12 protein-coding genes are annotated in these 14342 nt (G+C 33.9%); 10 read left to right on the top strand and 2 right to left on the bottom strand.

The features are described from left to right. Positions 1-40: 40 nt before the first annotated feature. The 3 genes from ICJ84_RS14860 (at position 41) to ICJ84_RS14850 (ending at position 2705) form a co-directional block, all read left to right on the top strand. Positions 41-1684, top strand: coding sequence for a sensor histidine kinase (locus tag ICJ84_RS14860; protein ID WP_206688708.1), 1644 nt, complete (start codon positions 41-43; stop codon positions 1682-1684). Continuing rightward, positions 1671-2303 (top strand): response regulator, encoded by a 633-nt coding sequence (locus tag ICJ84_RS14855; RefSeq protein WP_188217209.1) that lies wholly within the window; start codon positions 1671-1673, stop codon positions 2301-2303. Before ICJ84_RS14860 ends, ICJ84_RS14855 begins: the two co-directional genes overlap by 14 nt. A gap of 105 nt (positions 2304-2408) precedes the next feature. After that, the gene (locus ICJ84_RS14850) at positions 2409-2705 is read left to right on the top strand and encodes a hypothetical protein (RefSeq protein ID WP_188217208.1); all 297 of its coding nucleotides are present in this window, start codon (positions 2409-2411) and stop codon (positions 2703-2705) included. Between the two features lie 116 nt (positions 2706-2821). Here ICJ84_RS14850 and ICJ84_RS14845 read toward each other — a convergent pair whose 3' ends face one another. Next, positions 2822-3742: an SPFH domain-containing protein gene (locus ICJ84_RS14845; protein WP_188217207.1), complete on the bottom strand. Its 921-nt coding sequence runs from the start codon at positions 3740-3742 to the stop codon at positions 2822-2824. A 76-nt stretch (positions 3743-3818) separates the two neighbouring features. On the opposite strand from ICJ84_RS14845, the gene ICJ84_RS14840 reads away from it, so the two are divergent. Beyond that, the gene (locus ICJ84_RS14840) at positions 3819-4514 is read left to right on the top strand and encodes a hypothetical protein (RefSeq protein ID WP_188217206.1); all 696 of its coding nucleotides are present in this window, start codon (positions 3819-3821) and stop codon (positions 4512-4514) included. 73 nt (positions 4515-4587) lie between these two features. Here the strand turns inward: ICJ84_RS14840 and gltX are convergent, their stop codons facing one another. Next, positions 4588-6099 (bottom strand): glutamate--tRNA ligase, encoded by a 1512-nt coding sequence (gene gltX / locus ICJ84_RS14835; protein ID WP_188217205.1) that lies wholly within the window; start codon positions 6097-6099, stop codon positions 4588-4590. 95 nt (positions 6100-6194) lie between these two features. Here gltX and ICJ84_RS14830 point away from each other — a divergent pair, with 95 nt between their 5' ends. The 6 genes from ICJ84_RS14830 (at position 6195) to ICJ84_RS14805 (ending at position 14146) form a co-directional block, all read left to right on the top strand. Continuing rightward, positions 6195-9590, top strand: coding sequence for a DUF4175 family protein (locus tag ICJ84_RS14830; RefSeq protein WP_188217204.1), 3396 nt, complete (start codon positions 6195-6197; stop codon positions 9588-9590). Further along, on the top strand, positions 9583-9993 hold the full coding sequence (ybeY, locus tag ICJ84_RS14825) for an rRNA maturation RNase YbeY (protein ID WP_188217203.1): 411 nt from the start codon (positions 9583-9585) through the stop codon (positions 9991-9993). Before ICJ84_RS14830 ends, ybeY begins: the two co-directional genes overlap by 8 nt. An 84-nt stretch (positions 9994-10077) precedes the next feature. Beyond that, positions 10078-11949 carry a tRNA uridine-5-carboxymethylaminomethyl(34) synthesis enzyme MnmG gene (mnmG, locus tag ICJ84_RS14820; protein ID WP_188217202.1) on the top strand — a complete coding sequence of 624 codons (1872 nt, stop codon included), beginning with the start codon at positions 10078-10080 and terminating at the stop codon, positions 11947-11949. A 135-nt stretch (positions 11950-12084) separates the two neighbouring features. Beyond that, complete coding sequence (locus tag ICJ84_RS14815; RefSeq protein ID WP_188217201.1) at positions 12085-12462, top strand: hypothetical protein; 378 nt, start codon at positions 12085-12087, stop codon at positions 12460-12462. A gap of 78 nt (positions 12463-12540) precedes the next feature. Next, positions 12541-13413: a class I SAM-dependent methyltransferase gene (locus ICJ84_RS14810; RefSeq protein ID WP_188217200.1), complete on the top strand. Its 873-nt coding sequence runs from the start codon at positions 12541-12543 to the stop codon at positions 13411-13413. Between the two features lie 217 nt (positions 13414-13630). Then, the gene (locus ICJ84_RS14805) at positions 13631-14146 is read left to right on the top strand and encodes an OmpH family outer membrane protein (protein WP_188217199.1); all 516 of its coding nucleotides are present in this window, start codon (positions 13631-13633) and stop codon (positions 14144-14146) included. The last annotated feature ends 196 nt before the right edge of the window (positions 14147-14342 follow it).

Genomic DNA, 14342 nt, shown 5'->3' with positions numbered 1-14342 from the left:
AATCACAACTATGAGTATTAAAACCCTGATATTAGTTATTATGAATAGCTTAATTTTTTTAGTGGTTTTAGTCTTATCGGTCACGTTTTATTATCAGTTTTCAAAGGTTTTAGATGATAGAATATTATTGCAGTTAAATTCCATAAAAACATTAAAAAAAGTTCAGATAGAGAAATTAATCCATGATGAATGGTTAATGTTTAATAATGAATTTGCTACTAATGACAGTCTGATTTCCGTAGATAGAGGAGATGTTGTTTTACCAGAAGATAGAGAATTTAAATCAGGTATTTACGATTTAACAGTGTATAGTAAATCGGGAAAAACATCTATTGGTTTAATTTTAAATAAGGCAGGAAAAACGGTTTTTAACATTGTAGACTACGATAAAATTAAATCCATTTTACTGGAGCGCACGGGTATGGGAAATACAGGAGAGTCCTATTTGGTTGGTGAAGATTATTATATGCGATCGCCATCCCGGTTTTTTCCAGATCAATTACCAACCACAATACGCGTAGAAACTCAGGGTGTTATTAATGCACTAGCAGGAAATGAGGGCAGAGCCGTTATTAAAGATTACCGTGGTGTAGATGTATACAGTCTTTTTAGTTCGATTACCATTTCTAATCTCAATCTGGCTATCCTTTCAGAAATTGATACCAGCGAAGTTAATGCACCTTTAAATAAGCTAAAAGTTCGGCTTTTGGGATTAATTATAGTTACCATGTTAATTGCCATTATCTTATCATTATTTCTAACGAAGATTATTACCAAACCTATTATAAATATGCAGCAAAGTCTTAAAATTATGGCTGCAGGCGATTATAATCAAACCAATACATTTAGTAAAAATTCAAATGAAATTAACGAGATGTTTGATGCTTTAGATAATCTCAAGAAATCGTTGCAGGGAGCTGTTAAATTTTCAAATGAAATGGGTGAGCTTAATTTAAATTCGCAATATGTTCCTAAGGGTGATAACGATTTACTTGGGAAAAGTTTATTAAAAATGCGTGACAAGTTGATTGAGTTCAGGAATAACGAAAATAAAAATCGCGTTAATACCAAACGTCTGTTGGTTGATGGATTAGAAAATGAGCGTCGTCGTTTGTCCAGAGAGTTGCACGATGGTATCGGGCCACTGTTAACCTCATTAAAATTTTATATTGAAAATCGTATTGAAAGTAAAAAGAAACGTATGGAAATGATAACGCTTTTAGATGCCACGATTTCAGAAATCCGTTCCATGTCAAATGATTTAATGCCATCGACTATTGACGATTTTGGGGTAGGAGCAGCACTGTCTAATTTTGTGGAAAGCATCAAACAATCGTCTGATATCGATATAGAATTTGAAGATTTAACGAATCCGGATAACAGTAAAATTACAAAAAATCAAGCCATCAATATTTTCAGAATCGGACAGGAGCTCATCAATAATACCTTGAAGCACGCTCAGGCAAAACAGATTCGAATCACCTTGTCTGAATTCGAAAATTTCATTTCGTTTTTCTATTTTGATGACGGCATTGGTTTCGATATTAATTCCGTAAAATTAGGTTCCGGTATCATAAATATTAAAGAACGTGTTGAAATTTGTCAGGGCGAGATAGCGATTGATTCCAAACAAGGCCGTACAACTTTTGAAATTGAATTACCCATAAATCATGAATCCAATTAAACTGATAATAGCAGATGACCACGAACTTTTTCGAAATGGTTTAATAGAATTACTAAAGAAATATGAAGATGTTACGGTGGTAAAAAGTGTTTCCGACGGACAAGAATTTATGAATGCTATTCAAGAGCATCCTAATATTGATATTGTTTTGTTAGATATTACCATGCCGCATATGGACGGGTTTGAAGTCTTGAATGAAATGAAAGATTCAGGCACCAAAATAAAGCCTATAATCATCTCAATGCATACCGAAGGTAATTATATTGCCAAATGTGCTAAAAGTGGTGCATATGGCTATTTATTAAAGAATACAGATCAGGAAGAACTTATTAAAGTGATACGAATTGTATATCAGGGAAAGAAATATTTTAGTCCGAGTATTACTGAAAAAATGATCAATTTTATGTCCGATCAAAATGTGAGTGAAAATTTACTATCTAAAAAGGAAAAGGAAGTTTTAGGTCACATAGCCGAAGGCCTTACCACAAAGGAAATAGCGGCGCAATTATTTGTAAGCAGCCGTACTATTGAAACCCATCGTGCGAATGTTTTAAAGAAGCTTGAAGTGAAAAATACCGCTGAATTAATTAAAAAAGCAACGCAGTTAAATTTAATTTAAAAGCTTCTTTATCCGTATTTATACGGATATAAATTACGTGATTTCTCATATCTGTAAACCTTAATGTTTGCCTGTAACTTTGCAGAGAACATTAAAATTTACATCATGAAGAATTTATATTTTTTATTGGCATTCGCATTTGTTTCTTTCACTGCCTTTTCACAAGATAAAGGCGATTTAAAAGGACCAGCATATAAAAATTATAAACCAGGGCAAAACAGAACTGAGACGGTTAAAGTTTACACATCTGATAGTAAAACAGACCTTAAGGGACCTGAGTATAAAAATTATAAACCAGGAAAGAATACAGAAGAGACAACGTATACAAAGGTTGTATCGAACAATAATAAAGCAAACTTAACAGGTCCGGGTTATAAAAACTATAAGCCATCTAAAAAATAACAGGTTAGTATTGCCGCTGAAAATTGAGAGTTACAGCGTCATAATTTTTAGTTAATTAGGAAAAAAAAGCATTTCAAATTTTGAAATGCTTTTTTTTTATGGAAGGTTTTAGGTGATTAAGAATTTTTCTTTTTATTTTCTTTCATGGCCTCACCAATTTGATTACTCGCCGTAAAACTTGCCACCATATCATTTAGCATATTGCTTCCAGCCTGCGGTGAATTAGGAAGTAGAATCAGGTTACTGTTCGTTTCGCTTCCAATGGCTTGAAGGGTGTCATAATGCTGAGTTACGACAATTAAAGCAGAGGCTTCCTGACTATTAATACCCACTCGATTTAATACATCGACAGACTCTTCAAGGCCACGTGCAATTTCACGACGTTGATCGGCAATACCTTGTCCTTGTAAACGCTTGCTTTCGGCTTCAGCTTTTGCTTTTTCAACGATTAAAATACGTTGTGCATCCCCTTCATATTGCGCAGCTGTTTTTTCGCGGTCGGCTGCATTGATACGGTTCATGGCGGCTTTAACCTGAGGATCCGGATCAATATCGGTTACTAAGGTTTTAATAATATCAAAACCGTAATCCAGCATGGCGTCATTTAATTCAGCTTTTACCGCTAGGGCAATATCATCTTTCTTTACGAATACATCGTCCAGTTTCATTTTAGGGACTTCGGCACGAACCACGTCGAAAACATAACTGGTAATCTGGTCATGAGGATAATCTAATTTATAAAACGCATCATAAACTTTATCTTTTATCACTTTGTACTGTACAGATACTTTTAAACGCACAAATACATCATCTAAAGTTTTGGTTTCAATAATAACATCGAGTTGTTGAATCTTTAAACTGAGTCTTCCCGCGATTTTGTCTACCAATGGAATTTTTAGTTGTAAACCAGAGTGACGAATGATTTGAAACCTACCAAAGCGCTCAACAATAGCGGCTGTTTGTTGTTTTACAGTGAAAAAGGAAAATATCAGAACGACGATTCCTAAAAACAGAAAAATGGGCAATGAGAATGACATAATGTGTTATTTAAAGAGTTAGAATAAATTAAGATACTAAAATTATATGTTATATTTGGTTACAAACTACTAACCAATGAATTATAAGCAATCTTTACTATTAGTAGCATTTATGCTATGTTTTGTTACAACAAGTTTTTCTCAACATCGAAATTATCACATTACAAACGGGTTTTCCATCTTTGGCGGGATGACGCAGTTTGATATTGCAACCGACAATTTTACCACGAGCAAAGAATGGGGTTTTCTCGGTGGTATGTGGGCAACGGTAGATATTCCACACCGTTGGTATAATGTAAGTTTTGGGATGCAGCTTTCTGAAAGTAAATTGGGAATTTTGGCCCGACCATATAGAGCATCTGAACCATCTTTAGAAATGGAATCCTTTGTTAATTATAAAATGTTTGCCGCTCAAATTGCTTTATTAGGGCATATTAAATTAGGGACGCCAGATGTAACCATTGATTTAGGGCCTATGTTTCAATATAACAGTGATTTGGAAATGAAGGATAAATCACAAGGAGAATATAAAATCAGTAATTATGATGGGTTAAATGCGTCAGAAATTGCGAGTATTTCTAATTTTAATCTTAATGGAGTTGTAGGGATAACGGCTGGATATAAGTATGTGAAGTTACGTGCCCAGTACATTTATGGAGCCACCAATATTTTGAAGCGTTTAAACGGTAAAGTTTTAAATACTGAAGGCGGAAAGTCTACGTTTAAAGGGAATCAAACCATGCTGGTTTTAGGATTGAATGTATCCTTTTAATTCTAAATTCGTATAAAAATGAAAACGCCATCTTCAAATTGAGGATGGCGTTTTTGTATAAAAATAATTTTAATTACAATGTTGTTATAACGTTTTGTATACGTTTGATGGTTTCCGTTTTTCCAATCATGTAAATAATATCAAACACATCTGGGCCTTGTAAGGCTCCAACTAAGGCTAAACGTAAGGGCATCATCACTTGTCCGAAACCAATTTCGTTAGATGTAATCCAGCCTTTAATTTCATTTTGAAGCGTTTCTGCGGTAAAATCTTTATTAGCTTCGATAATTGATGCTACTTGAGTTAAAATTTCTTTTGTACCATCTTTAAATGCTTTTTTAGAGGCCTTTTCATCGTATGTGGTTGGAGCAGTAAAGAAGTAATGACTTAGTTCCCAGAAGTCGCTTACAAAGGCGGCTCGTTCTTTTACTAACCCGATTACTAAAGCAATATATTCATTATCGATATCTACTAATTCTGCATGTTGTGCTTTGAAAGCTTCAGCCAAATCCTCATTGAATTGTTCCTGCATGTAATGGTGATTAAACCATTTAATTTTATCAGGGTCGAAACGTGCACCAGATTTATTCACACGTTCTAGATCAAAAGCAGCAATTAATTCTTCTAAGCTAAAAATTTCCTGTTCGGTTCCAGGATTCCATCCTAAGAAGGCTAAGAAGTTAACAACTGATTCAGCAAAATACCCGTCTTCTTTATAACCACGAGATACTTCATTAGTATTCGGGTCGTTCCATTCTAATGGAAATACAGGGAAGCCTAATTTATCACCATCACGCTTACTTAATTTTCCTTTTCCGGTTGGTTTAAGAATTAGAGGTAAGTGTGCGAATTCTGGAGCTTCCCATCCAAAAGCGTCGTATAGCTGATAGTGTAAAGCTAAACTTGGTAACCATTCTTCACCACGAATAACATGAGAGATTTCCATTAAATGGTCGTCTACAATATTAGCCAAGTGGTAAGTTGGCATACCGTCACTTTTAAACAGCACTTTATCATCTAAAGTGTTTGTATCTATTTTAATTTCACCGCGAATAATATCTTTTAAATGAAGCGTTTCATCCTGTGGACTTTTAAAACGAATCACGTAATCTTCGCCGGCATCTAATTTTGCTTGAACCTCTTCAGTACTAAGCGATAAGGAGTTGTTTAGTTTTAGGCGATTATGCCAGTTATAGATAAAAGTTTTTCCTTTTTCTTCATGATCTTTTCTATGCGCATCTAAAGCTTCGGAAGTATCAAAAGCGTAATAAGCGTGACCTTTAGCAATTAATTCTTCAGCATATTGTTTGTATAAATGTTTACGCTCGCTTTGTCTGTAAGGTCCGAATTTTTCGTTTTTATCAATACCTTCATCGTAAGGAATACCACACCAGTTTAATGCATTGATAATGTATTTTTCAGCGCCTTCAACATAACGGTTTTGATCGGTATCTTCAATTCTAAGAATAAATGTACCGTTGTGTTTTTTGGCAAATAAATAGTTAAATAATGCAGTACGAACCCCACCTATGTGTAGTGGTCCGGTTGGGCTTGGTGCGAAACGCACACGAACATCTTTAGTCATGTTTGAAAAATTTGCTGCAAAGATACAATTAACACATTTATATAGACACTCTAAAAAATAAAATTGTAGCTTTATAGGTTATAAAGCCAATATCTGTGACAAATTTTAATAACATACAAGAAAAGCTAGAAGGGTTTATAAAACGTTACTATTTTAACGAATTGCTTAAAGGTATCATTCTGTTTTTTGCCATTGGGTTGCTTTACTTTTTAGGAACCTTGCTTGTGGAGTATATGTTGTGGCTAAGCACCAGGGCACGTACTATTTTGTTTTGGCTTTTTATTACCGTTGAGATAGGTTTACTCACTAAATTTATTGTTTGGCCACTCACTAAATTATTTAAGCTTCAAAAAGGAATTGATTACGAACAGGCTTCAAAAATTATTGGCACCCATTTTCCCGAGGTTAAAGATAAGCTGTTAAATGTACTTCAGTTACATCAAAATGGTGATAAAAGTGAATTGCTTTTAGCGAGTATTGAACAGAAGTCGTTAGAGTTGTCTCCAATTCCGTTTAAGTTGGCGGTCAATTTCAAAAGTAATTTGCATTACTTAAAGTATGCAGCTATTCCACTGGTTATTTTTTTAGCAGTTTCTTTGACTGGAAATTTCAATTGGTTTAGCGATAGCTATAAACGGGTAGTACATTATAAAACTGCTTATGAACCACCATCGCCTTTTCAGTTTTTTGTTTTGAATGATAATTTAAATGCTTTAGAGGATAAAGATTTTAAATTATTGGTTCGGACATCAGGATCATTAACTCCTGAAAATGCAGAAATACGTTATAACGATGAAATGTATTATTTGCAGCAAACCGGAGTGGGGGAGTTTGAGTATGTCTTTTCAAAACCAAAGTCAGATATCACATTCGAATTGCAAGCCAATGGGGTAACTTCTAAGCCTTATACTTTACAGCTTATTGAAGTGCCATCACTATTAGATTTTCAGATGGTTTTAGATTACCCTGCTTATACGAATAAGCAAGATGAAATTTTAAAAAGTACCGGTAACGCTATCGTTCCTGAAGGCACAAGAGTAAGTTGGAATTTAAAGACTAAGTCTACTTCCGAAGTGTATTTGTATGCCAATGATACGACGCTGTTTTCAAAGGAAAAGGATAATTCGTTTATGGCTTCTAAACAAGTTTTTAATAATTTCAATTATAACTTAAGTACCAGTAATGCGTATTTAAGAAATTACGAAAACTTAGGATTCTCAATGGATGTGATTAAAGATGCTTACCCTGAATTGAATGTAGAAATGAAAGTAGATAGTCTCGATTTGCAGACGCTATATTTTCGCGGTCAGGTGAGTGATGATTACGGGTTCACAAAGTTAGAATTGGTTTACTATCCTTCCGATGATGCTTCAAAAATTAAAAAGGTTGATTTGAATGTAGCCAATTCAAATTTCGATGATTTTATGATATCGTTTCCGTATAATGTTGATATTCAGGATGGTGTATCGTATGAATTGTATTTTCAAGTTGCTGATAATGACCAGGTTAACCGATATAAAACTGTTAAATCAAATGTTTTCAGTTATAGAAAACGTACTGTTGATGAAGAAACTCAGAAAAACCTTCAGGAACAAAAGGAGACTATTAAAGATTTGAATAAATCTCTTAAGAATTTTGAAGAACAGGAGAAACAACTTGAAGAATTATCGAATACTCAAAAGGAAAAGGAAACTTTAAATTTTAATGATAAGAAGAAATTAGAATCTTTTCTGGAGCGTCAAAAGCAGCAGGATGAGTTGATGAAAAATTTCAATAAGAAATTGAAAGATAATGTTGAAAATTTTCCGCAGGATAAAAAGGATGATGCTTTCAAGGAAGATTTAAAAAATCGACTTCAAGAGAATGAGGAAAAGTTAAAAGAGGACGAAAAGTTGCTTGAGGAATTGGAAAAATTTAAAGATAAGATTACTAAAGAGCAATTAGCTAATCGACTTGAGGAACTGGCTAAGCAAAACAAAAACAAGAAGCGCAGTTTGGAACAATTGTTGGAATTAACCAAACGTTTTTATGTACAACAAAAGCTTGATAAGTTGAAAGATGACTTAATGAAGATGGCTAATGATCAGGATAAATTATCTGAAGAGAATTTAGAAAATAATACTAAAGAAAAGCAAGAGGAACTTAACAAGCAGTTTGATGAGTTTACGAAGGAATTAGATGATTTGAGTAAGGAAAGTAAAGGTTTGAGAAAGCCTATCGATATTCCTCAGGACAAGCTTGAAGAAAACGACATTAAAAAAGAACAGCAAAATGCATCGGATGCTTTAGAGGAGAATCAGGAGAATAATTCAGAAGAGGAGCCAAAGCAACAGCAAGACAATAAAGCTATGAAACAGGCTAAGGAAAGTCAGAAAAAAGCATCGGATAAGATGAAGAAGTTAAGCGAGCAAATGCAGTCTTCTATGCAAGCCGGAGGTGGTGAACAAATGCAGGAGGACGTAGACATGCTCCGTCAAATATTGGATAATCTGGTGTTATTTTCATTCGATGAAGAAGCTTTGATGAATCAGTTTAAAGGCATAGAAGAGGGGCACAGTAAGTATGCTAGTTATCTTAAAATGCAAAATAATTTAAGAGAGCATTTTGAACATGTGGATGATAGTTTGTTTGCCTTGTCGTTGCGTCAGCCAAAATTATCTGAACAGGTTAATAAGGAAATTACTGAAGTATATTATAACGTAGATAAAGCTTTAAGTTATTTTGCAGAAGGACAGATTTATCAAGGTATTTCCAATCAACAGTTCACGGTCACTGCCGCTAATAATCTGGCTAATTTTTTAAGTTCAGTTCTTGATAATATGGAAGAGCAATTGAATATGTCACAGAGTTCAAGTGGACAGGGAGAGATGCAATTACCAGATATTATTATGAGTCAGGAGCAACTTAACGAAATGATGCAGGAGGGTATGAAAAAGAGTGAGGAAGGACAGCCAAAGGACGAAGAAGGAGAAGGTGACCAAAAAGATAATCAAGGAGAAAAGGAAGGAGAGAAAGGAAAGGATGGCAAGTCTGGTGAATCAGGGGAAATGAATCAGGATGGAGAAGGCAATAATGAGGAACTTAATGGGATGTTATATGAGATTTATCAACGTCAGCAGGAGTTGCGAAATGCCTTAGAAGATCGTTTAGCTAAGGAAGGCAGGAATGCGAATTCAGATCGGTTAGTTAGGAATATGGAACAGATTGAAATGGATTTGTTGAATAAAGGATTTACGAATCAAACACTTCAAAAAATGATGAATTTAAAACATCAGTTATTGAAAATGGAGAACGCTACCTTTCAACAAGGGGAGGATAATAAGCGTGAATCTGAAACGAATAATAAAAGTTTTCAAAATACAATAAACAATAAACTGCCAGACGTAAAGCAATATTTTAATACAACTGAAATATTGAATAAACAAACACTACCTTTGCAGCCGGATTATAAAAAGAAAGTACAAGTTTATTTTAGACAAAACCATGATTAATTTCAATTACGAAACCGATTTTAATATCGAAAATGAAGATGAATTAGCAACCTGGATTACGGGTGTTATTTCCAATGAAGGATACAAATTAGAGGAGATTAATTATGTGTTTTGTGATGATGAATATCTTCATAAGTTAAATTTAGAATTTCTGGACCATGATACCTTAACAGATATTATTAGTTTTGACTATACGGTTGGAAAATTAATACAGGGTGATATTTTTATTTCTGTAGAGCGCGTAGAGGATAATGCCAAAGATTTTAAGGTAGATTTCTATAAAGAATTGCAGCGCGTTATCGTGCATGGTGTGTTGCATTATTGTGGTTATAAAGACAAATCGGAAACAGAGGCGGCTTTGATGCGAGAGAAGGAAGATTTCTACATTAATCAACTTGCTTAATATTCACGAAATCAGTGTATATTTGCAAACTCAAATTTAAAAATTGTTAGTGTTCCACGTGGAACAATCTTAAAAAGGAAAGTTATGTTTAGTGATGTATATGATGTTATAGTTGTTGGTGCTGGTCATGCTGGTAGTGAAGCTGCTGCTGCTGCTGCCAACATGGGAAGTAAAACATTACTTATTACAATGAACCTGCAAAACATTGCACAGATGTCTTGTAATCCTGCTATGGGGGGTATTGCTAAAGGGCAAATTGTGCGTGAAATTGATGCGCTTGGAGGGTACAGCGGTATTGTCTCTGACACATCGGCTATTCAATTTAAAATGCTTAATAAGTCTAAAGGGCCAGCCATGTGGAGTCCGAGAGTTCAGAGTGATCGTATGCGTTTTGCGGAAGATTGGCGTATGCTTTTAGAGGGTACTCCTAATTTAGATTTTTATCAGGAAATGGTTTCCGGATTACTTATCGAAGACGATCAAGTTGTGGGGGTGAGAACATCTCTTGGGGTTGAGATTAAAGGTAAGTCTGTGGTGTTAACTAACGGAACTTTTTTAAATGGATTAATTCATATAGGAGATAAAAATTTTGGTGGAGGTAGAGCTGGTGAAAAAGCAGCAACTGGAATTACTGAACAATTAGTAGATTTGGGTTTCGATTCGGGAAGAATGAAAACAGGAACACCACCTCGAGTGGATGGGCGTTCGTTAGATTATTCTAAAATGACTGAGCAGCCAGGTGATGATAATCCTGAAAAATTCTCGTATTTGGATGTTACAAAACCACTAGTAAAACAGCGTTCCTGTCATATGACTTACACGAGTGAATTGGTTCATGATTTACTACGTGAAGGGTTCGATCGTTCGCCAATGTTTAATGGTCGAATTAAAAGTTTGGGGCCTCGTTATTGTCCGTCAATCGAAGATAAAATTAATCGTTTTGCAGATAAAGATCGTCATCAACTATTTATTGAACCGGAAGGATGGCATACATGCGAAGTATATGTAAACGGATTTTCAACTTCGCTTCCAGAGGATGTTCAGTTTAAAGCATTGCGATCTGTTGCAGGTTTCGAGAACGTAAAATTCTTTAGGCCTGGTTACGCTATCGAGTACGATTATTTTCCGCCAACACAGTTAAAACATACCTTAGAAACTAAGTTAATTAATGGTTTGTATTTTGCGGGTCAGATTAACGGAACAACGGGTTATGAAGAGGCAGCTTCTCAAGGTTTGATGGCCGGCATTAATGCGAGTTTAAAAGTTCAGGAAAAAGAGCCGTTTATGTTGAAACGCGATGAGGCATATATAGGTGTTTTAATTGATGATTTAATTACAAAAGGTACAGAGGAGCCATATCGTATGTTTACGTCGCGTGCTGAGTATCGTACGTTGTTAAGACAAGATAATGCTGATTTACGTTTAACACCTAAGGGTTATGAATTAGGTTTAGCTTCTGAAAAACGTTTACGACGCATGGAAGAAAAACATGAAGCAGCTGAAAAATTCGTGACGTTTTTTGAAGAGACGAGCGTAAAGCCAGAGGATATCAATCCTATTTTGGAGAGTAAAAGTTCAGCGCCAGTAAATCAGTCAGGAAAGATATTTAAAATCTTTGCACGTCCTAATATTGAGATGTCTGACATGCGAAAAATTGAGAGTGTTGAAAGCTATATTCAGGAAAATAATTTAGACGCAGAAGTAATCGAGCAGGCCGAAATTCAGGTTAAGTATTCTGGGTATATTGCTAAAGAAAAAAACAATGCTGATAAATTAAGCCGATTGGAATATGTCAAGATTCCTGAAAATTTTGATTATTCTCAAATCAACTCGATGAGTTTTGAGGCACGTGAAAAATTGAAAAAAATTCAACCAAGAACGGTTTCTCAGGCTTCAAGAATAAGTGGGGTTTCACCAAACGATATTTCCGTTTTATTGGTTTATATGGGAAGATAATTTTTAAACGTTCCACGTGGAACGTTTAATTTTTTATTCTAAAAATTAATTATTTGATAAAGTATCGGTTGGTTTTAAAACAAGATGTGCCATTTAAAAATAAAGCTAAACTTTTTCTTTTTTTTAATAACGTCTTTGGCTGTTGTTAATTTGTATTATTTGCCTTTAATGTTAATACCTGTCCTGATTTTGTTCAGTGGTTATTCATTTGAGTTTAATAGAAGTTTACAACATAAAGTTTTAATAACTGTTTTCGGAATCATTATTTTTAAATTCAGAAAATCATTTATTCATCCAGATTATATTTCTTTATTTCATCAATCTTTTAAAGAAGATTCAGGCTTTGAGGTTTTGGCTTTTGGTGAGGATAGATGGAAATCTTATACGATAAAATTTTTCAATTCTAATGAAAACGAAGTTATTTTTGTTACAAATAATAAGGAAGAGGTTTTAAGTTTAGGAAAACAATTAGCTGAATTATTAAATGTAGAATTGTATAATACGTTAGTTTAAATTTTTTATTTGGTGAGGTCTTTATTATTCGAAAATTGAATTATTTTGCAAACCATTTTTAAAATATTAGTGTAATTCGTGGCAGAAGAAAATAAACAGAAAGTGTATTTAAAAATAAAAGACCATTCCGTTTCCGGAGAAGAATTTAGTTTAATAGAGAATCCTGAATTCGGATTTTTAGAAACCACACCACAACCCAGTTTAGAAAAATTACCAGACTATTATAAAAGTGAAGATTATATTTCGCATACCGATGCTAAACGAAATGCTTTTGAAAAAGTGTATCATCTGGTTCGTTCGTATGCGTTGAATAGAAAATTACAATTAATAAATTCATTTCCATCGGAATCAAAAACCATTTTAGATATTGGTTGCGGAACAGGAGACTTTTTACAAACGGCACAAAGAAACGGTTGGACCATTTTTGGAGTCGAACCCAATGAAGAGGCTAGGGGAGTTGCTAATCAAAAAACAAATAATTCGGTTTTTGATGTGGATCAACTTTCTGAATTTGAAAACGAAAGTTTTGATGTTATTACCCTCTGGCATGTGTTAGAACATTTACCAAATTTAGAACAACAGATCACTGCTTTAAAAAAACTTTTAAAACCAAATGGTACTTTGGTCATTGCTGTTCCTAATTTCAAAAGTTACGATGCGGAGTATTATAAATCGTTTTGGGCAGCTTATGATGTGCCAAGACACCTTTGGCATTTTAATGCAACTTCTATTTCAAAATTATTTTCTACAGTATCGATAGAGGTGATAAAAATAAAACCCATGCTCTTTGATGCGTTTTATGTAAGCTTACTTTCTGAAAAGTATAAAACAGGAAAAATGAATTTCGTTAGAGCATTTTGGGTTGGATTGCAATCAAATGTAAAAGCAATCACATCAAAAGAGGCTTCCTCCCTAATTTACGTCCTCAGGAACACTAAAAACGACAATTAAGACTTTATTTTCTTTCTAAACTTGTTTGAATGAGAAAATACCAGTCTGAATTTTAAAAGTGTCTTAAATCGCTTTAAAATGATTTGTTTTTAATAAACGTTTCTTATCGATGAATGTTTTATATATAATAATTATTTATCATTTAAATAAAACCCAATTATTATCAATGTAAAGTTTACTTTAGTACATTTGGCTTTATTAAATTAACGAACAAAACATGAAAAAAATATTTTATGTGGCTGCTGTAGCAGTTGCTTTAACATCTTGCCAAAAGCAGGCAAAAATTGGATTTGTAGATAATGGTGTGGTGATTAATGATTACCAAGAGAAAAAAGATGTTGAAACCAAATATCAAGATAAAGAAGCTGCCTTCAGAAGAAAAGCAGATAGTATAGGGCAGGCATTCCAAATGGAAGTGCAGGAGAAGCAGGCAGAAGCTCAAAAGGCATCTCAGGTAAAAGCGCAGGAATTAATGGCAGGGTTGCAAAAAAAGCAACAGCAATTACAACAGCAAATGCAAATGGAGCAACAAATGATGCAACAGGAGTTTCAAAATGAGATCGATTCTGTAATAAACCATGTAAAGTCTTTTGTTAAGGATTATGGTAAAACTAATGGTTATACTTATATTCTAGGAACCAGTGAAGCAGCAGCAACTGTAATGTATGGTGTAGAAGAAGATGATTTAACTAAAACAATAACTGAGGCGTTAAATGAAGCTTATAAAAAGTAATTTTAAGTCTAGTTTTATATAATTTTAAGCTCAGGTTGATACTATCTGAGCTTTTTTTTATGATAATAAATATATTGTAAGAATTTTCGTGTATAAATAAATGTTTAATTTTATTGAAACAATTTTAGTTCATGTTCGTTGACTTTAAAAGATTAACCCAAATTGTTATTTGAAACTATTTTAAAATCGTACTTAA

It is taken from the genome of Aestuariibaculum suncheonense (assembly GCF_014596935.1).
Lineage (GTDB): Bacteria > Bacteroidota > Bacteroidia > Flavobacteriales > Flavobacteriaceae > Aestuariibaculum > Aestuariibaculum suncheonense.
Note: the sequence above shows the minus strand (reverse complement) of the source record. Positions and strands in the feature narration are given on the sequence as shown.

Excerpts from the sequence above, each read along its gene's own strand:
- mnmG (WP_188217202.1), top strand. The coding sequence starts at position 10,078 with ATGTTTAGTGATGTATATGATGTTATAGTTGTTGGTGCTGGTCATGCT.
- ICJ84_RS14805 (WP_188217199.1), top strand. The coding sequence starts at position 13,631 with ATGAAAAAAATATTTTATGTGGCTGCTGTAGCAGTTGCTTTAACATCT.
- ICJ84_RS14860 (WP_206688708.1), top strand. The coding sequence starts at position 41 with ATGAATAGCTTAATTTTTTTAGTGGTTTTAGTCTTATCGGTCACGTTT.
- ICJ84_RS14845 (WP_188217207.1), bottom strand. The coding sequence starts at position 3,742 with ATGTCATTCTCATTGCCCATTTTTCTGTTTTTAGGAATCGTCGTTCTG.
- ICJ84_RS14850 (WP_188217208.1), top strand. The coding sequence starts at position 2,409 with ATGAAGAATTTATATTTTTTATTGGCATTCGCATTTGTTTCTTTCACT.
- ICJ84_RS14840 (WP_188217206.1), top strand. The coding sequence starts at position 3,819 with ATGAATTATAAGCAATCTTTACTATTAGTAGCATTTATGCTATGTTTT.
- gltX (WP_188217205.1), bottom strand. The coding sequence starts at position 6,099 with ATGACTAAAGATGTTCGTGTGCGTTTCGCACCAAGCCCAACCGGACCA.
- ybeY (WP_188217203.1), top strand. The coding sequence starts at position 9,583 with ATGATTAATTTCAATTACGAAACCGATTTTAATATCGAAAATGAAGAT.
- ICJ84_RS14855 (WP_188217209.1), top strand. The coding sequence starts at position 1,671 with ATGAATCCAATTAAACTGATAATAGCAGATGACCACGAACTTTTTCGA.